15 protein-coding genes are annotated in these 18405 nt (G+C 52.0%); 10 read left to right on the forward strand and 5 right to left on the reverse strand.

Going from position 1 to position 18405, the window contains the following annotated elements; genetic code table 11:
- Positions 1 to 27: 27 nt before the first annotated feature.
- On the reverse strand, positions 28 to 252 hold the full coding sequence (locus PXG97_RS15850; protein ID WP_276498763.1) for a hypothetical protein: 225 nt from the start codon (positions 250 to 252) through the stop codon (positions 28 to 30).
- Positions 253 to 547: 295 nt separating this feature from the next.
- On the opposite strand from PXG97_RS15850, the gene PXG97_RS15855 reads away from it, so the two are divergent.
- From PXG97_RS15855 to PXG97_RS15880, 6 genes are all read left to right on the forward strand, one after another.
- Positions 548 to 958: a hypothetical protein gene (locus PXG97_RS15855; protein ID WP_276498764.1), complete on the forward strand. Its 411-nt coding sequence runs from the start codon at positions 548 to 550 to the stop codon at positions 956 to 958.
- Positions 948 to 1148, forward strand: a complete 201-nt coding sequence (locus PXG97_RS15860) for a helix-turn-helix transcriptional regulator (RefSeq protein WP_276498765.1) — start codon at positions 948 to 950, stop codon at positions 1146 to 1148. The genes PXG97_RS15855 and PXG97_RS15860 overlap by 11 nt, the downstream gene beginning before the upstream one ends.
- A gap of 132 nt (positions 1149 to 1280) precedes the next feature.
- Positions 1281 to 4094 (forward strand): carbamoyl-phosphate synthase large subunit, encoded by a 2814-nt coding sequence (gene carB, locus PXG97_RS15865; RefSeq protein WP_276498766.1) that lies wholly within the window; start codon positions 1281 to 1283, stop codon positions 4092 to 4094.
- Between the two features lie 865 nt (positions 4095 to 4959).
- Entirely contained in the window at positions 4960 to 5241 is a 282-nt protein-coding gene (locus tag PXG97_RS15870; RefSeq protein ID WP_276498768.1) for a DUF4834 family protein, read from the forward strand.
- A 42-nt stretch (positions 5242 to 5283) separates the two neighbouring features.
- A complete protein-coding gene (locus tag PXG97_RS15875; protein ID WP_276498769.1) occupies positions 5284 to 7740 on the forward strand; it encodes a YfhO family protein in 2457 nt (818 codons plus the stop codon).
- 139 nt (positions 7741 to 7879) lie between these two features.
- A complete protein-coding gene (locus PXG97_RS15880) occupies positions 7880 to 8785 on the forward strand; it encodes a 1-aminocyclopropane-1-carboxylate deaminase/D-cysteine desulfhydrase (protein WP_276498770.1) in 906 nt (301 codons plus the stop codon).
- Here PXG97_RS15880 and PXG97_RS15885 read toward each other — a convergent pair.
- Entirely contained in the window at positions 8755 to 9942 is a 1188-nt protein-coding gene (locus tag PXG97_RS15885) for a hypothetical protein (RefSeq protein WP_276498771.1), read from the reverse strand. The genes PXG97_RS15880 and PXG97_RS15885 overlap by 31 nt on opposite strands.
- Positions 9943 to 10116: 174 nt before the next feature.
- On the opposite strand from PXG97_RS15885, the gene PXG97_RS15890 reads away from it, so the two are divergent.
- Positions 10117 to 10752: a DUF4230 domain-containing protein gene (locus tag PXG97_RS15890; RefSeq protein WP_276498773.1), complete on the forward strand. Its 636-nt coding sequence runs from the start codon at positions 10117 to 10119 to the stop codon at positions 10750 to 10752.
- A gap of 77 nt (positions 10753 to 10829) precedes the next feature.
- Here PXG97_RS15890 and PXG97_RS15895 read toward each other — a convergent pair whose 3' ends face one another.
- Both PXG97_RS15895 and PXG97_RS15900 read right to left on the reverse strand, forming a co-directional pair.
- Positions 10830 to 11789, reverse strand: coding sequence for a hypothetical protein (locus PXG97_RS15895; RefSeq protein WP_276498774.1), 960 nt, complete (start codon positions 11787 to 11789; stop codon positions 10830 to 10832).
- A 116-nt stretch (positions 11790 to 11905) separates the two neighbouring features.
- The gene (locus PXG97_RS15900) at positions 11906 to 12391 is read right to left on the reverse strand and encodes a regulatory protein RecX (RefSeq protein ID WP_276498775.1); all 486 of its coding nucleotides are present in this window, start codon (positions 12389 to 12391) and stop codon (positions 11906 to 11908) included.
- Positions 12392 to 12729: 338 nt separating this feature from the next.
- Between PXG97_RS15900 and PXG97_RS15905 the strand changes: the two genes are divergently transcribed.
- The 3 genes from PXG97_RS15905 to PXG97_RS15915 all read left to right on the forward strand — a co-directional run bounded on the left by PXG97_RS15905 (position 12730) and on the right by PXG97_RS15915 (position 16698).
- A complete protein-coding gene (locus PXG97_RS15905; protein WP_276498776.1) occupies positions 12730 to 13608 on the forward strand; it encodes a DMT family transporter in 879 nt (292 codons plus the stop codon).
- Between the two features lie 106 nt (positions 13609 to 13714).
- Entirely contained in the window at positions 13715 to 16306 is a 2592-nt protein-coding gene (locus tag PXG97_RS15910) for a DUF5686 and carboxypeptidase regulatory-like domain-containing protein (RefSeq protein WP_276498777.1), read from the forward strand.
- 86 nt (positions 16307 to 16392) lie between these two features.
- Positions 16393 to 16698, forward strand: a complete 306-nt coding sequence (locus PXG97_RS15915) for a hypothetical protein (protein WP_276498778.1) — start codon at positions 16393 to 16395, stop codon at positions 16696 to 16698.
- A 714-nt stretch (positions 16699 to 17412) separates the two neighbouring features.
- Here PXG97_RS15915 and PXG97_RS15920 read toward each other — a convergent pair.
- Positions 17413 to 18360 (reverse strand): EamA family transporter, encoded by a 948-nt coding sequence (locus tag PXG97_RS15920; protein WP_276498779.1) that lies wholly within the window; start codon positions 18358 to 18360, stop codon positions 17413 to 17415.
- Positions 18361 to 18405: the final 45 nt, after the last annotated feature.

Genomic DNA, 18405 nt, shown 5'->3' on the forward strand with positions numbered 1-18405 from the left:
ACCAGCGGCACGCCCACGCCTTTGCGGCTATTTCTCCGGTTGAGGGGCACTGCTGTCCTTGCTCTCCGGTTTGGGTAGGCCTTCTGCCCTTTTAGTCGCTTCGCTGTTCTCTTCCTTCCCGCCTTTCGAAGCTCTGTCTTCAGTGCCTGTCTCGTCCATTTTAGTGCCGGTCAAAGGCTCTGGGTTCTCGTCTGGCAAGCGCTTGCTTTCGTCGGAGTTGGTGATGATATCGTCTTCTTTCGGGCTTTCCATAAGTATCAAGTGTAGGTTATTCCTTGTTTATACTTATAAGTACGCAAGTGCAGGGTATAGTTTTCCTGAAGTAGAGCCTTCCAGGATCATTTATGAGCCAGCTGCTGCTGGTGAACGGAGGTGAGTGAGCTATATTTTCCTAAAATGGTAATTTTATATTTACTAAAAGTAAAGAATACTTTACTTCTAGTAAATTAAACCGTACATCTAACGTGCAACTAAAGAAACAGCCATAAAAGAAAGCCTGCTCGCAGTAACATTGCTGCCTTACAAGTTTAAAAAAAATGGAGTCTGGGTGCTGGTAGCCGGCATTCCGGTTGCTGCGGCTATCAGCTATCTGTTGGTAGCAACGGGCGTGGTTACCGATTCCAGAACCTTCTTTGACGCATGGACCTACCCCATGATTTACTTTCCGATCATCCTTGGGTTGGCACTACTTGTTTTCTCCGAAGAGCACCAGGAAGATGAAATGGTGCAAAGCCTGCGGTACAAGGCGTTTGTAAGCGGCGTTTTCTTCTTAGTAATGGCCTTGCTTTGGCTTCCCTTCTTTAGTATTGTACTTGCCTTAGTCAGAGGCAGGAGTATCGGTATGCCCGATGCGGGCGGCATGCTTGGCGCGCTATTTTTGCTGCTAGTTTATATCTGCATATCGTTTAAGTATAACCTGTACTACACACGCAAGGCACCGGAAGCAGATGAGGAATAGCATAAAGATTGAGCGTGCCAAGAAAAACATTACGCAGGAGCAACTGGCGGAGGTACTGGGGGTGACACGCCAAACCATAAACGCCATTGAAAAGAACAAATACCTGCCTTCCACGCTGCTTTCACTTAAAATGGCGGCATACTTTGGAGTTACCGTAAACGATCTTTTTATACTGGAAGAAGGCGATTAGAGCGCTTTTGTAAGAAGCTGAAAGTACAGCAGATTGCCGCCCCGTTTTAAATTAAATTCCCCGGCTGGGCATTTTTGCGTTGCGAGGCCCAACATTTTGCCTTAACTTTGGGCAATTTATACATACCACACCATGCCTAAAGACACCTCCATACAATCTGTTCTGATCATAGGCTCCGGCCCTATTGTTATTGGTCAGGCTTGCGAATTCGATTACTCCGGCTCCCAGGCTGCCCGTTCTTTAAGAGAAGAGGGGATAGAGGTTATACTTATCAACTCCAACCCGGCCACCATCATGACTGACCCGGTTACGGCGGACCATGTATACCTGAAGCCGCTGGAGAAGAAGTATATCGTAGAGATCTTAGAGAAACATAAGATTGATGCCGTGCTGCCCACCATGGGCGGGCAGACTGCCCTGAACCTCGCCATAGACTGCGACAAAGCCGGCATCTGGCAAAAGTACGGCGTGCGCATCATCGGCGTGGACATCAAGGCCATCGAGACGACCGAGGACCGCGAGGAGTTCCGTCTGAAGATGCTCGAGCTCGGGGTAAATGTTTGTAAGGGAGAAACGGCTACCTCATTCCTGGAAGGAAAAGAGATAGCCCAGGAAATCGGTTTTCCATTGGTGATTCGCCCTTCGTTTACTCTTGGTGGTACGGGGGGCGGTTTTGTTAATACCCCTGAGGAATTTGATGCGGCTCTTACCCGCGGCCTGCATGCCTCCCCAACCCACGAGGTACTCATCGAGCAAAGCATCCTTGGCTGGAAAGAATACGAGCTGGAGCTGCTGCGCGACAACCTGGGCAACGTGATCATCATCTGCTCTATCGAGAACTTCGACCCAATGGGCGTGCATACCGGCGACTCCATTACCGTGGCGCCGGCCATGACGCTGCCGGATACCGTGTATCAGCAGATGCGTGACCTGGCCATCAAGATGATGAACGGCATCGGGCAGTTTGCCGGCGGCTGTAACGTGCAGTTCTCCGTTAACCCGGACGACGACACCATCATCGCCATCGAGATCAACCCGCGCGTGTCGCGCTCCTCGGCCCTGGCCTCTAAAGCCACCGGTTACCCGATCGCGAAGATTGCCGCCAAGCTGGCCATCGGCTATAACCTGGACGAGCTGAAGAACGCCATCACCAAAACCACCTCCGCCTACTTTGAGCCCGCCCTGGATTACGTGATCGTGAAGATCCCGCGCTGGAACTTCGATAAGTTCCCGGGCGTGAACCGTACGCTGGGCCTGCAGATGAAATCGGTGGGTGAGGTAATGGGTATTGGCCGTACCTTCCAGGAGGCGCTGCAGAAGGCCTGCCAGAGCCTGGAGATCAAACGCAACGGCATCGGCGCCGACGGCAAGGAGATCACCGACTACGACAAACTGATTCACGGCCTTTCTAACCCAAGCTGGAACCGCCTGTTCAACATCAAGGATGCCATGCGCATCGGTATCCCAACCAGCACCATTCAGAAGCTGACCAAGATCGACCCATGGTTCCTAGCCCAGATTGAGGAGCTGGACCAGATGGAGAAGGAGATCGAGAAGTATAGCCTATCTACCTTGCCGGCAGAGCTGCTGCGTGAGGCCAAGGTAAAAGGCTACGCCGACCGCCAGATAGCCCACCTGCTGCGCTGCAAGGAAAGCGAAGTGTTTAACGTGCGCAGAGAATTGGGCATTAACCGCGTGTACAAAATGGTGGATACCTGCGCGGCCGAGTTCGAAGCCAAAACGCCATACTTCTACAGCACCTATGAGGGCGAGAACGAAAGCATCGTCTCCGATAGAAAGAAGGTTGTCGTGCTGGGCTCAGGTCCAAACCGTATCGGGCAGGGCATCGAGTTCGACTACAGCTGTGTGCACGGTGTGCTGGCGGCCAAAGAGCTGGGTTATGAGACCATCATGATCAACTGTAACCCTGAAACAGTAAGTACCGACTTCGACATCTCAGACAAGCTGTACTTTGAGCCGGTGTTCTGGGAGCATATCTACGAGATCATCCTGCACGAGAAGCCGGAGGGCGTGATTGTGCAGCTGGGCGGACAGACAGCCCTGAAGCTGGCCGAGAAGCTGGACCGCTACGGCATTAAGGTAATGGGCACGAGCTACCAGGCACTGGACTTGGCCGAGGACCGTGGTTCTTTCTCCTCGCTGCTGCGCGACCTGAGCATCCCGTACCCTCCGTTTGCTGTGATCGAGACGGCAGAGGAGGCACTGGAGCTGAGCAAGGAGCTGAAGTTCCCGCTGCTGGTGCGCCCAAGCTATGTATTGGGTGGCCAGAACATGAAAATCGTGATCAACGAGAAGGAGCTGGAGGCTCACGTGATCGACCTGCTGAAGGACCACCCGGGCAACAAAGTGCTGCTCGACCACTTCCTGGACAACGCCATTGAGGCCGAGGCTGACGCGATCTGCGACGGCGAGGATGTGTACATCTGCGGCATCATGGAGCACATCGAGCCGGCTGGTATCCACTCCGGCGACTCGTACGCAGTGCTGCCTCCGTTCGACCTGAGCGAAAACGTGATCAGGCAGATAGAAGAGTATACCAAGAAGATTGCGGTGGCGCTGCAGACGGTAGGGGTAATCAACATCCAGTTCGCGATCAAGAACGAGACCGTGTACATCATCGAGGCTAACCCGCGCGCTTCGCGTACGTTCCCGTTCATTGCCAAGGCCTACCGTGAGCCGTACATCAACTACGCCACCAAGATCATGCTGGGCGCGGCGAAGGTGAAGGACTTTACCTTTAACCCGTACAAGCACGGCTACGCCATCAAGGTGCCGGTGTTCTCTTACAACAAGTTTCCGGAAGTGAACAAGGAGCTCGGCCCGGAGATGAAATCCACTGGCGAGGCCATCTACTTTATCGACGACCTGTACGACGATTACTTCACTAAAGTATACTCCGAGAGGAACCTGTACCTGAGTAAGTAAGAAGTATAAATTGATGCGTAGGCCCTCCCTTGGCAACAGGGGAGGGCTTACTGTTTTAGATGCCTCGGTTATACTTGAGCAAGGGGTGAGTGCTATACCGTGCCTAACCACCCCTATCCCTCCTTATCAAAGGAGGGGAGCCTGTAGTTACTGTGGCTAAAGTATAAGTTTCATGGCAGCTGGTATCGCGCGGACAGGTCGCGACCTGTCTCTACAAGTATAAACCCACCCCTAGCCCCTCCGGGGAGGGGAATTCTCCGCAGTTGATTAACATCCCCCTGCCCCCTTCTAAGGGGGACTTATACTTGTTGCACAGCTAAAGCCGTAGCTATTGGAATGACACCCAGTCCTTGGGTTGAGCGCCTTCTAGATTTCCGGTGACGAGCGCAAGCGAGGCATTGCGACGTAGGAGCAAAGGGAATGTAGACAGCGCGATGCCAAAGGACGAGCCCTCCCGGGCTGGAGGGAGCCAAAGCCAGAAATGAAACAGTGCAGGTTGTAAAGCTGTGGATGAACAGCAGCTAATAAGGGTAGCTTATGTCCAGTTACGGGAAGCGGGGGCAAAGAGAGGCACAAGCGGACGCTTGCGCCAACGCCAGAGAAGTATCAGAAAGCTGCAGCTATGATGAATAAATCACCAGGAACAAAGTATAGCCAACGTATAAACCTGCTAACAAAAGTATAACTCACCATCCCAGACTCGGAACTAACCCCTCCAAACCTGCATTTCAAAACTATACTCCTTATCTTTGCCATACACCGCCAAAACGTCAGATAACAAAAAGCTGGCAAAGGAGTTGTAACATAGTATCGGTACTGTTTTTGCAGTATACTTTACACACTTTTACCAAGAGATTTCACCACGATGATCAAGTTCATATTCACCACGCTGCTCATAATATTCTTCATCCGAATGGTGGCGCCACCGCTTTTCCGATGGCTGCTAGGAATGTTTATCCGCAAGAAAATGCGCAACGGCACCTTCTTTTACACCAACATGCACCAGCAGCAGGCACAGGCCCAGCAGCAAAGCCAGAACGGCAATGGGCGAGCAAAAGGAGATGTCAAGATCGACTACATACCAGAGCAGCCGGAGCGCAAGTCTTTCAACGGCGGGGAGTACGTGGATTATGAAGAAGTAAAATAAAACTACTATCTTTCAAGCTCTATTCCGGGTTTTTGAAAGATTATGACAACTTCGTTCAACTTTAAGCGCGATGTGCTGCCGCATGCCATCGCCGTACTTATTTTCCTTGTCCTGACGGCGGTATACTTCTCGCCGGTCCTTTTCCAGGACAAAGGCCTTGCCCAGCACGATATTCTGCAGTTTAAGGGCGGTGCCAAAGAGATACAGGACTACCGCGAGCGCACTGGCGAGGAAGCCCTTTGGACCAACTCCATGTTTGGCGGTATGCCGGCCTACCTCATCCAGACGCATTTTCCTGGCGACTGGTCCGGTTACATCCACAAGATCCTGACATTCGACCTGCCGGCCCTGGCAGGTAATATCTTCATCACGCTGATCTGCGCCTATATCCTGTTGGTGGCCATGGGCATGAGCACCTGGCTGGCCATTATAGGCGCGGTAGCCTTCTCCTTTACGTCCTATAACCTCATCATCCTGGAGGCAGGGCACAACACCAAATCGCTTACCATTGCTTACATCCCGATGGTATTGGCCGGGCTGATCTACGCGCTGCGCCGGAACCTATGGGTGGGGGCCGCGCTGTTTGCCGTGGGCCTGACGATGAACCTACACTTCAACCACCTGCAGATGACTTATTACATGCTGCTGCTGGTGCTGGTGTTTGGGGTAGTGGAGATCATTTACGCGGTAAAGCACGGCACTTTTGCGGAGCTGCTGAAGCGCGGACTGGTGCTGCTGGTGGCAGCCATACTGGCTATAGGCGTTAACTTTGGCAGGCTGTATACTACAGCCGAGTACAGCAAGTACAGCATCCGGGGCAAATCGGAGCTGACGCAGCCAAACAGCGGCGACAACGTGGGCAGCGGCCTGGACCGCGAGTATGCCTTTAACTGGAGCTACGGTGTGAGCGAGACGATGACCCTGCTGATCCCGGATTTCTACGGCGGTAGCAGCAGCGCCCCGCTTGATACCGACTCTGAAACATACAAGGCTTTTACAAAAATGGGAGCCGCCCCGGCGCAGGCCGAGCAGCTGGTGAAGCAGGGCCTGCCAATGTATTGGGGGCCGCAGCCTATGACGAGCGGTCCGGTTTACGTGGGCGCCATCGTGGTGTTCCTGTTCGTGCTGGGGCTGTTCATTGTGGACCGCCGCTGGACGAGCTGGCTCGTAGCCGGCACCATACTTTCCCTGCTGCTGGCCTGGGGTAAGAATTTCGAGGCCTTCAACTACTTCATGTTCGATTACTTCCCACTGTACAACAAATTCAGGGCAGTATCGTCGGCCTTGGTTATCGCCCAAATCACCATCCCGTTCCTGGCTATACTGGCTCTCTGGAAGCTGATCAACGAGCGCAGCCAGATCAAAGACCTGGATAAGAAACTGCTGATATCCGGGGGTATCACCGCCGGTATCTGCTTGCTGGTGTGGCTCTTTGCCGGCACTGCCAGCTTTATGTCCGAAACTGACCAAAGGCTGATACAGGCGCAGTTCCCGATCGACGCTATCCGCGCCGACCGCGGGAGCATGATGCGCTCCGACGCCTTCCGCTCGCTGGTATTTATACTTCTGGCCGCTGGCTTGTTATACTTCTATGTGAAAAACAAGGTGTCTGCCACGGTGGCAGTGGCTGGTGTAGGTATACTGGTGCTGGTGGACCTGTGGTCGGTGGACCAGCGCTACCTGAACAACGGCGACTTTGAGCGCCGGGTGGTAGAGAACTATTTCAGCCCAACGCCGGCCGACCAGATGATCCTGCAGGACAAGGAGGATGCCGCAAGAGGCCTGAGCTACCGCGTAATTAACCTGCCAAATCCGTTTAACGATGCCCGCACGTCCTACTTCCACAAGTCGGTGGGCGGTTACCACGGCGCCAAGCTGCGCCGTTACCAGGACCTGATCGACCGCCACATCTCGCGTAACAACCTGGAGGTGCTGCGCATGCTGAACACCCGCTACGCGATTACGGGTGACCCGAAGCAGCCGGTGCAGCGAATTCCGGATGCCCTGGGCAACGCCTGGTTCGTGGAGGAAGTGCAGCCGGTTGAGTCGCCGGATGCCGAACTGGATGCCTTAACGATGTTTGATGCCGGTGCCACTGCTGTGATCGATGTGAGCAAATTCCCGATCGAGCGCCGCTACTTCAGCGCCGACAGCGCCAACATTAAGCTGACGGAGTATGAGCCGAATTACCTCAAGTATGAGTATGCGGCAGCCAAAGAGGGCTTGGTGGTGTTCTCCGAGATCTACTACCCGGAGGGCTGGCAGGCGTACCTGGACGGGGAGCCGGTAGAGCACATCCGCGCCAACTACGTGCTGCGCGCCATGGAGGTGCCGGCCGGCAAGCATACTATTGAGTTCAAGTTCGAGCCGCAGTCTTACTATACCGGCAATACCGTATCGCTAATCTCTTCTATCCTGCTGGTGCTGGTGATAGCCGGAGCCATCTTCTATGCTGTGAAGAAGCAGCCGGTAGAAGAACCGATTGTGGAGAAAGTGTAGAAAATTTGGGGTTTAGGAGTTAGAGAGTTTAGGAATGAGTGAATTTTAATCCTGTATATCCTCTAATCCTGATTCAGACAATGTATAAAGTACAGCCCTGGCTTTTGCCGGGGCTTCTTTTTTTGCCAATATTGTAAGTATGAAAGAGGCACCGCTACAGAAACTGGAGGATGAGCTGCTGCTGGAGCAAGGGGTAGAGCTGTGGGTAAAGCGTGAGGATTTGCTGCACCCGCACATCTCGGGCAATAAGTGGCGCAAGCTAAAGTACAACCTACAGGAAGCCCGGCAGCAGGGGCATCATACGCTGCTTACTTTCGGTGGGGCCTACTCCAACCACATTGCGGCCACAGCAGCGGCGGGCAAAGAGTACGGCTTCAAGACCGTCGGCATTATCCGGGGAGAGGAGCGTTTGCCGCTTAACCCCACCCTTCGCTTTGCCACTTCCTGCGGCATGCAGCTGCACTACATCAGCCGCGAAAAGTATAGGCTAAAGGCCGAGCCTGTGTTCCTGGAAGAGCTGCAGCAAGCATTCGGCCAGGTATACCTGTTGCCCGAGGGAGGCACCAACCTGCTGGCCGTAAAAGGCTGTACCGAGATCGTGCAGGACATCGACCTGAAGTATGATTACATCTGCTGCGCCATGGGCACCGGCGGCACGCTGGCGGGCATCGTGGCTGGCCTGGCAGGGGAGAAGCAGGTACTCGGTTTTCCGGCCCTGAAAGGCGGCGAGTTCTTGCAGCAGGAGGTGGAGGGACTGGTGCAGGCTTACAGCGGCCATACGTACAGCAACTGGCACCTCCTCACGGGTTACCACTTCGGGGGCTACGCCAAGGTAAAGCCGGAACTGCTGGCGTTCATGGAGGACTTCAAAAAGCAGCACCACATCCCGCTGGAGCCAATTTATACCGGCAAAATGATGTATGGCCTGTTTGATCTGATCCGGCAGGGCTACTTTGCCAGGGGCAGCCGCGTGGTGGCGGTGCACACGGGTGGTTTGCAGGGCAACGCCGGCTTTCAGGAGCGGCTGGGGGTGCAGATTTTGTAGCTTGTAAGCTTTACTATATCATAGCTCCCAAAACCAACAGCTGCGAAATAAAAAACGAAGGGCAGTAGCGGAGCAACGAACCTATTGTCCCAGTCCACTGCTACTACCATAGCCATGATAGTTTGTAGGAGCATAACTGTAAGCATAAATATAGACTTAGAGTCTTTAAAAGCTTTCCATACTCCTCGAAGTGCTAAAGTATAAACAGGTAAAAAGAACACCACAATAGCAATATTGTGTATGGAGGAGTAGTATGGCCTAACCTGTCCCCACAAGTAGCCAAACCTTAGCAGCAACAGTTTTGAATACGCTAGCGGTTGCTCTAAAATAAAACTTGCTATCTGCAGCAATACCGGCTCTTTTTCGGGCAGTTCCTGGGTGCTGAATTCTACACTAACTGAATCATATCCTTGTATAGCCTGTCCCTGCAGCAGGTATTGTATAGGTGAGTATACTTCTAAGACTAAGTTAGCTCCAAATAGAAGTATAGGTGCTAGTAAAGCAATGGATAGTAAAACATAGCCTCTTCTGAACCGGTGCCTGCTGTGGAAAGTATAGCCTGCAATCACACCTAATGTTAGAAAGAGGCCGTTTGGCCGTAAGAAAAGGGAAAAGCAGAGCAAAAGTGTGATGATTAGGAAGTGCTTCCAACCGTTATATGGCAGCTTTCTGATGTAGTAAAGAATGAATATAGTAAAACTAATATAAAGTGACTCGGTGTGGATGTAAAAATTCCAAGAGTGAATCTGAGGCCATATAAGGTATAAAAGGGCGCCAAAAAATGCTGCTATTCTACTTGAGGTGGCAGCATACAGCGTTTTATAAAAAAATATTGTAGCTACACCCGATACAAGCACTTGCATAACAATGATTGTTTCTAAAGGCAGGCGTAACACATACAAGACTAAGTATATAAAGAATGTGTAGCTGGCATAAAACACACTATCTGCCTGCTGCCAGTAGGTGGTACCTGTTTCTACGGAGGTTGCGTAAGCCAAATAGCGATGACTATCGAACACGATGCGGACTCCATACTTGTGATACAACAACAGGTGCATCAGTAGCCATAAAAGGCCTAACGACAGCAGTGGCCTTGAAGCTACAGGTGAAATCAATGCCAACATTTTCTTCATCAGAGGCTCTGCGTCTTTTGTCATTATCACAGTTGCTGGGTTGCTTAGTAGTGCAAGTTGCACAATTCTGAAGTAAGGCCCATAAGCTGTAGCTGCTAAAATAGGGCAACGCCGACTTTCAGGAGCGGCTGGGGGTGCAGATTTTGTAGCATAATATTTGCAACGCCGTATCTGTACCTAAACCAGAACCGGCACCCGATGCTCTTACTTCGTTTTCTTATTAAGATTTTACCTTGGGTTATACTTCTCTCGCTCGGCATTTTCCTGTGGCGCACCGTTAGCGAGTACTTCGGCAAGCCCGAAGCAAAGGCGGAGCCGGAGGTGGTCGTAAACTTCAACACCGTGCTCACCTCAGTAGAAGACCTGGGCCGCATGGAGCTGGTGCGCTATAATTTTAAGGATGTGGTGGAGTATGAGAAAAACGTGTCGCGGTGGGTGCCGAACTCGAAGATAATGCTGATCGTAACCGGCGAGGCCGTTGGCTGTGTGGACTTTACTAAGATAACTGAAGCTGACATTGAGTTTCAGGGCGACTCGCTGGTGCAGGTAGCACTGCCGGAGCCGGAGATCTGCTACTATAAAATTGACCAAAGCAAGACCAAAGTCTTCAGCAAAGAAAACACCTACTTTCAGGATGCCGACCTGGTGCAAGAAAGCTACAAGTATGCCGAGGCCAATGTGAAAAAAGCCGCCCTGAACTCCGGTATACTAAACCAGACGAAGGTAAACGCTGAGAAGGTGCTGAAACCGATTTTAGAGGAAGTAACCGGCCGCCGCGTGGTGCTGGTGCCTCAGCGCAAAATCCAGAACCCGGAGATGGGGCCGAAGCGGTAGGGTGTTCTTAATGGCTAGTACAAACTAAGGCAAGAATGCGTCAAACGGAGTTTAAGCCTGTGCTTTGTTAGGCATTGTTATTCTAGTATCAGTTCTTGCTTGTCCTTGACGATCACTTTACTCTTCAGTCTCCCTCCTCTGATAGTTGAATTGGCATAAGTAAGTTGAATTTCATCTTTGATGTAGTAAACTATATTATCATAGTCGTCATTGTATAGACCATCTAGCCCCTTAGGGTAGCTCTTATATTGTATTGAATTATATTTTGGGGAAATCAATTTAATTAAAGCTTTTTCAGCGTCTGAAGTAATTTTGCTCTGTGAAGGAAGCTCACCTTTTAATATGGGCAGAATGTGTTTTATATCGTCTTCAGAAGTGTACGACCTAGACAGAAACTCTGGAGTTAGCGTAAATAAAAGCAATACCGTTTCATCCTTTGGTAGCTCCCCAGAACTTATGTTGTGTTCTAAAGATAGAATCTGCTGAAGCTTCGAGTGATTGGATAGGCGTTTTATTATTGATTGTTCTGTCGCTTTACCAACATATAACACCTGATATTTTCTGAAATCTCTAATGTTTCTGTTAACTGTTGCAGTTAAATCCTTCATGTCATAATGTTTGAGAAAGACTTCGGGGGTAAGTAATAATCTAAATTTTAGATACTCTTCCCCTGTGTAGAATTGGATTCCAACTACTTGGTTCTTTACTAATCCATCTTTCGCGTATTTTTCATCATTATACCAAAACCTTAATGATATAGGATTATCTATTTTAGCAAATAGGTTTGTTTGATCAAGAGGTAAGCTGCAGTATAATATTTCTGAATTTTCATTCTGATGTATTTCAAACTTTAAAGCCCAAGCTTTCTCATCAATAGCTACATTATTGAAATATAAAACAGGTCTCTTCGTGATAATGTACAGTGTGCTGTTCTCTATGGCTTGAATAACTAACGGATCATTTTTAAGAATCGCAAAATCGTAGCTGCTCATTGGACTATAAGCTAAACTGAGCTGATTAAAAATGTTATTATTCATCTGTTTATTTTTAATGCGGCCTAACTAGAGAATAAGCATTAACGTGCGTTTATCTGCATTATGTGTGGAGTGTATTGGGCAGCTTAGAGCACAATACTCACTCAATATAGTAAACTTTAACTCTCCTCCAGCCCCTTCAGCGCATCCTGGATCAGGTCGTTCTCATAGCCTTTGCTCATGAGGAAGTACGTTAGCTTTTGGCGGCGGGCGAAGGGGTTCTTTTCCTTTTCGGTGGCGTTCTTCTTCTCCAACAGCTGTAGCAGGTGCTGCTCGTATAGGTCGGGGTCGATCTCTTTTAAGCCCTGTTTGATGCAGTAGTCGGAAATGCCTTTGCTCTTGAGGCCCTGCATGATCTTGCGGCGGCCCCACTTCTTCAGGCCATACTTGCCGCGCACGTAGCTTTGGGCGTAACGCTCCTCATCAATCAGCTTTTCCTGGCTTAGGCGTATGATCAGCTCCTCCACATCGTCGGGCTCCAAACCGTAGGAGTATAGCTTGTCGCGCACCTCCTGCTGCGTGCGGTCCTGATAGGCGCAGTAAGCGGCGGCTTTTATCAGCGCTTCCTTGGGGGTATAGGTTTTCTGTTTCTTGTCGCGTTCCAAAAGTATAAATCGGCTTTTACTAAAGTATAAACAAGGTTTGAAGTTAGGAAGTTGGGTAGTTAAAAAGTTAGAAGTTGCGGGCAGTTTGGGAGTTTAATATTTGTAGGGACGGGTAGCAACCTGTCCACGCTACAGCCTCTTCTGAGAAACTTATACTTAGGCTGAGGCAATGGCGGGCTCCCCTCTTGGGGGTTGGGGGCCTAGAAAAAGCCAAGGAGGGGTAGGGGTGATTGGAACCGGTATGGCAATCCTGTACATCCTTTCATCCTGTAAATCCTGATTCAGACGATTAGCAATCTCCAGCCGAAAGCCGGACCTTTGCGGCAGGAAAGTACATTATGAAGCTATCAAAAGGAGTGATATACATGCTGCTGTCGACGTTCTTTTTTGCGTTGATGCAGGTGTGCGTGAAGTGGGTGCCGCATATTCCGGCGGAGGAAATCATTGTGTTCCGGTCGCTGGTGTCGCTGGCGATAAGCCTGGTGTTTCTGCGCCGGGCAAGGGTGAGTGTGTGGGGCAACAACCGCAAATGGTTGTTCGCGCGCGGGGCCTTCGGGGCGGTGGCCCTGATCCTGTTCTTCAACGTGCTGCAGAATATTCCGCTGGCTACGGCGGCCACGCTGCAGTACCTATCGCCCATTTTTACGGCCATACTGGGCATTTTTATCGTGAAGGAGCGGGTGCGGCTGTGGCAGTGGTTCTTTTTCCTGGTGTCGTTTGCAGGCATTCTGGTGATAGAGGGCGTGGAGACGAACGTGGACAGTTTATACTTGTGGCTGGGTGTGGTGAGCGCCTTGTTTACCGGCGTGGCCTACAGCATTGTGCGCAGGCTGAACGTGCAGGAGCACCCCTTGGTCATTATCTTCTACTTCCCGCTGGTAACGCTGCCGGTGGTGGGCATTTATACTTTGTTTAACTGGGTGCAGCCCGAGGGTTGGGACTGGGTTATACTCCTGCTGGTGGGCCTGTTCACGCAACTGGGGCAGTACTACATGACGCTCTCCTACCAGCACGAGGAGATCTCCAAAGTAGCTAACCTCACTTACATCGGCATTATTTACGCGCTGCTGTTCGGCTTCTTTTTCTTCGGGGAGCTGCTCAACGGCTGGACCTACGTAGGCATGGCGCTGGTGCTGCTCGGGGTGATCCTGAACGTGCAGTACAAAAATAAGCTCAGCAAAAAAGCAACCCTGGCCGCCGAATCTGGCTCTAAGTAAGCAGGAGCCTTCGATTTAAGGTATAAAAAGTATGGTTTTGTGCTGATGATTAAGGCTTTCCTGCGTATCTTTTTAGCTGATATGTTTGCTACTAACCCTTTAGCACATGCGCCACACTTTCCTGCTATTGCTGCTGCTCTTTTTGCCTGCCCTATGTATGGCGGGTGTACTGCGCGGCCGCGTAACCGATGAAAACAACAAAGGCCTGCCGTTTGCCAGCATCTACATTAAAGAGACCGCCAGCGGCACCGCTACCAACGACCAGGGCCTGTACCAATTGCAGCTCAGCCCCGGCACCTATACCCTGGAGTTTAAGTATGTGGGCTACCGTGCCCATACCCAAACCGTAACGGTAGGCGAGGCGGCGCAGGAGCTGAACGTGCAGCTGCAGCCCGAGGTGCTGAACCTGAAAGAAGTAGTGGTAAAAGCTTCCGACGAAGACCCCGCCTACGCCATCATGCGCAACGCCATACGGCTGCGCAAGTACCACCGCGACGAGGTGAACGCCTGGAGCGCCCGCGTATACATGAAAGGCGTGGCCCGCATGGATAAAGTGCCTTCCAAAATACTTGGTGTGAAGATCGTGGATGTGGATACGGGCATCGTGTACCTGTCGGAGTCGGTGTCGGAGCTAGCGTTTAAAAAGCCGAATAAGATTTCGGAGCGGATGATCTCGAGCAAGGTGAGCGGCCAGAAGAAAGGCTTCAGCTTTAACCAGGCCTCGGAGATGAGCATTAGCTTCTACGACCCGCTGCTGAAGGTGGAGGGGCTGAGCGAGCGCGGCTTTGTGTCGCCGCTGGCCAACAATGCCTTTATGTTCTACCGCTTTGAGTATTTGGGCACCTTTCAGGAGAACGGCCGCACCATTAACAAGATCAAGGTTATCCCCCGCCGCAAGCACGACCCTGTGTTTGCAGGTAATATTTATATCGTGGACGGCAGCTGGCGCATCCACAGCACTGATTTAAGGCTCACCAAGGATGCCGGCATCGAATTCGTGGACTGGATACGGGTGCGGCAGGTGTACGCGCCGGTGGCTGAGGACGTATGGATGCCGGTATCGCAGCGCTTTACCTTTGAGGCCGCCGGACTTGGCTTTAAAGGCGGCGGCTATGCCATGGGCGTGTACTCCAACTACAAAGTGCAGCCCGCTTATGCCCGTCCGCCACGCGTAGAGGAGGTAGAGCCGGAGCCGACGCCGGAAGCAGCGGTAGCCGCGGCCAAACCAGCCAAAAAGCCGACCTATAAAGTAATAGAACCAGAAGAAGCAGCTCCGCCGGCGCAACCGGTGGTAAGCGATGAGTTGTTTAGCAAAGAGGTGCTGCTGGTGGAGAAAGACGCCAACAAACGCGACTCGGCCTACTGGGCCTCCGTCCGGCCGGTGCCGCTCACGCAGGAGGAGGTGGTGGATTACCATAAAAAGGACAGCCTGGAGGTGATCCGGAACTCCCGGCCTTACCAGGACTCGCTGGATGCGGTGCGCAACAAGCCATCCTTTGGCAGCTTTTTGCTAGGAGGCTATACGTACTCCAACAGCTACGAGCGCAAGTTTTACCGCTTCGACCCGCTGCTGAGCCTAACAGGTGGGCCGAGCATCCTGCAGTATAATACGGTGGAGGGCGTGGCGGCTGATGTGCGCGTTAACTACCGCAGGAACTTTGAGGACCGCCGCAACTATCAGGTAGAGCCGGCGGTGCGGTACGGTTTCAGCAACGAGAAGCTGAACGCCAAGCTGCGCCTGAGCTACCAGTACGACCCGATCAAAAACAGCACCATCAGCCTGGAAGGCGGTCGCTATGTGGCCCAAATCAACAACCTGGACCCCATCTCGCCTTTTGTGAACACGCTCTATACCTTGCTTGCCGAGCGCAACTACCTCAAGCTCTACCAGCGCGACTTTGGGCAGGTGAGCTACCGTAGCGAACTCTGGAACGGGCTGAGCCTGAGCACCACCCTGAATTACGCGCACCGCATGCCGCTGGAGAACACAGCCGACTTTACCTTCCGGGACCGTGGCACCGACGAGTCGGGCCGCTTTACCTCCAACGTACCGGATAATGCGGAGCTGCCAGATGCGTCTTTCTCGCCGCACCAGGCCCTGACGGTTACTGCCGCGTTAAGTATAAAGCCAGGCATGCGCTACATCTCCCGCCCCGATAATAAGATCAACCTGGGGTCGAAGTATCCAACCTTTACCCTAAGTTACCGCGGCGGTCTAAAAGTTTTGGGAGGCGATGTGAAGTATAGCACAGCAGGATTAAGCATTGCCGATGATGTGAGCTTTGGCTTGCTGGGCCGCAGCAAGTACAGCGTGCTGGGGGCCGTGTTTTGGGGAAAAGAGGACATGCGCCTGCTGGACTACAAGCACTTCAATGGCAACCGCACCCTCATCGCAGGTACTTATGAGGGCTTCCAGCTGCTGGACTACTACCGCTACAGCACCAACAACCGCTACCTGGAGGCGCATTACGAGCATCACTTCAATGGTTTCCTGTTCAACAAAATACCGCTGTTCCGAAAGCTGAAGTGGCAGGAGGTGGTGAGCCTGAACTACCTGAACACGCAGGAGTCGCGGCACTACCTGGAGCTGGGGCTGGGCATTGAGCACATCTTTAAAGTGCTGCGCGTGGATTTTGTGACCTCGTTTCAGGAGGGCAACAAAGCCAGAACAGGCGTGATGGTTGGTTTCGGGTTCTGAGGCAGCAGGTTAGGCTCCTGGTGCTGGATAACCTAATGAGCACGGTGGCCGTTAAAAATAGCCGATGAACTAATTAACAACGAATCATGAAGACATCAGATATACTAAAGCCAGCGTTGGCGCTGGCGTTTTTTGCTGTAGTAGGCTTTGGCTGCGACAATAGGGCTGAAAGAATAGAGGAAGAAGATACCACAGGAACCGCAGAGGCGGTGGTAGAAGGAGATGAAGGAGCCGCGAACCTAAATGAACCGCGCCCAGCGCCCATCGGCGACACAGCCGTAACCGGTGAGCAGGCCGACCAGTTCGGCAACCCTGAGCCAAACGTAGACTCAGCCGCCCGTGAGTTGCAGCGCTTGGATGAGCAGAAACAGCGGGGCACCACCACGAATTAACGTTTAGGAAGTATAAAAAGCGCCTCACCAGCTCTAGTTGGTGAGGCGCTTTTTGTTTGCCTGGGCTGTTTTACCTCACCCCAAACCTCTCCTAAGAACAGGAGAGGGAGCTTCCGGTTACCGTTCCAACCACCCCTGCCCCTCCTTGTCCAAGGAGGGGAATTCACCCCACCCCAGCCCTCCCCTAAAAACAGGGGAGGGAGTTATACTTGCCGCTATACTTAATTACCTTCTTGAATGAAGTGAGAGATCTATCGGGAATTCTAAAGAGATCTCTCCCAAAGGTCGAGATGACAAATAGCTGTGGCTATCGAACTGATACCCAGTCCTTGGGTTGAGCGCCTTGTAGATTTCCGGTTTCGCTTTAGCGAAATTGCGGAGACCGCAGGTCAAGCAAAGGAAATGTACACCGCGCGATGCCAAAGGACGAGCCCTCTCGGGCTTGAGAGCACCAAAGCCAGAAATGAAACGATAGATCTGTATGTCTGGAGGATCAGCAGTAACTATAAAGTATAGCTTGTTTTCAGTTACGGGAAGCTGCGGCGATGAAAGTATAGCCAAAGTACGGCTGCTGCGGATCTGGAGATCCGCAGCAGAGAAGGTTCCGGACAAGGATGTCCGGAACAGCGATAGAAGATTAGTTCGGGCTGCACAAAGTCGTGGCAGCAAAGACACACGGACGCTTACGCCAGTAAAACAGAGGCAGAGGCAGAATTACTTCACCACCGCCGCAGTCCCCACAGGCGGGATCACCAGCCCATCGCCCCGCTTCTTGCGGCCCTTCAGGTTTATGTTGTAGATGATCACCGAGATAAAAATAATGATATAAGCCACAACTTTGGTGGCGGTTGTCTGCTCACCAAAGTATAGGAAGGCCATCACGAAATTCAGGATCGGGTTGATGTACATCAGGATGCCAATGGTGCCGGAGGTTAGCTCCTTCAGGGCGAACAGGTTCAGGAACAGCGGCAGCACCGTGAAAGCGGCGCTCAGCAAGCCAACATGCAGAAAGAAATGCGAGTCGAGCTTGGCGTTGCCCCCCGTAAAAAAAGTATAAAAGGGCCCGATAAAGATAAAAGCTAGGATCAGCTGCAGCTTCAGGAGTACGATCTTGTCATAAGCCTTCAAAAGCCGCTGCGTGATCAGGTAAAAGGCATAGCTCAGGGCAATCAGCAAACTGAACAGCAGGCTCGTAATCTCGCCACTGCCTACCAGTGCACAGCTCAGGGCACTCAGGCCAATGGCCAGCCACTGGTTCGGGCGCAGCTCCTCCTTCAGCAATAAAAACCCCAGCACCGCCGTAAGTATAGGGCAGAGCAGGTAAGAGAAGGAGCCGGTCTGGATATTGATGTGGTTGACCACGTAGATAAAAGCCAGCCAGTTGGTGGTGAGCAGCACCCCGCCCAGGAACGTGTAAAGCAGGAACAGCCGTTTTTCGCGGGCGCCGGAGCTCTTAAGCTGGGCTATCGTAGCCAACAGCTGCTTGCGGCGGAACAACAGCGAGATAACCAGCAGCAGTCCTACCGACAGCGCCACCCGAAAGTATAAAATCTGCCCACTGGGGTAGGCAGCCAGCGCCTTTAGCGGAAAGGGGATGAAGCCCCAGATAATAAACGCCGCCAGGCCCGCCGCGTAGTATGGTTTGGTGTTGGTAGTGCCCATCGCTGTAATCAAAAAAGTATAAAAGTGCGCAAAGGTCAGGAATTC

Source organism: Pontibacter litorisediminis (assembly GCF_029360645.1).
Lineage (GTDB): Bacteria > Bacteroidota > Bacteroidia > Cytophagales > Hymenobacteraceae > Pontibacter > Pontibacter litorisediminis.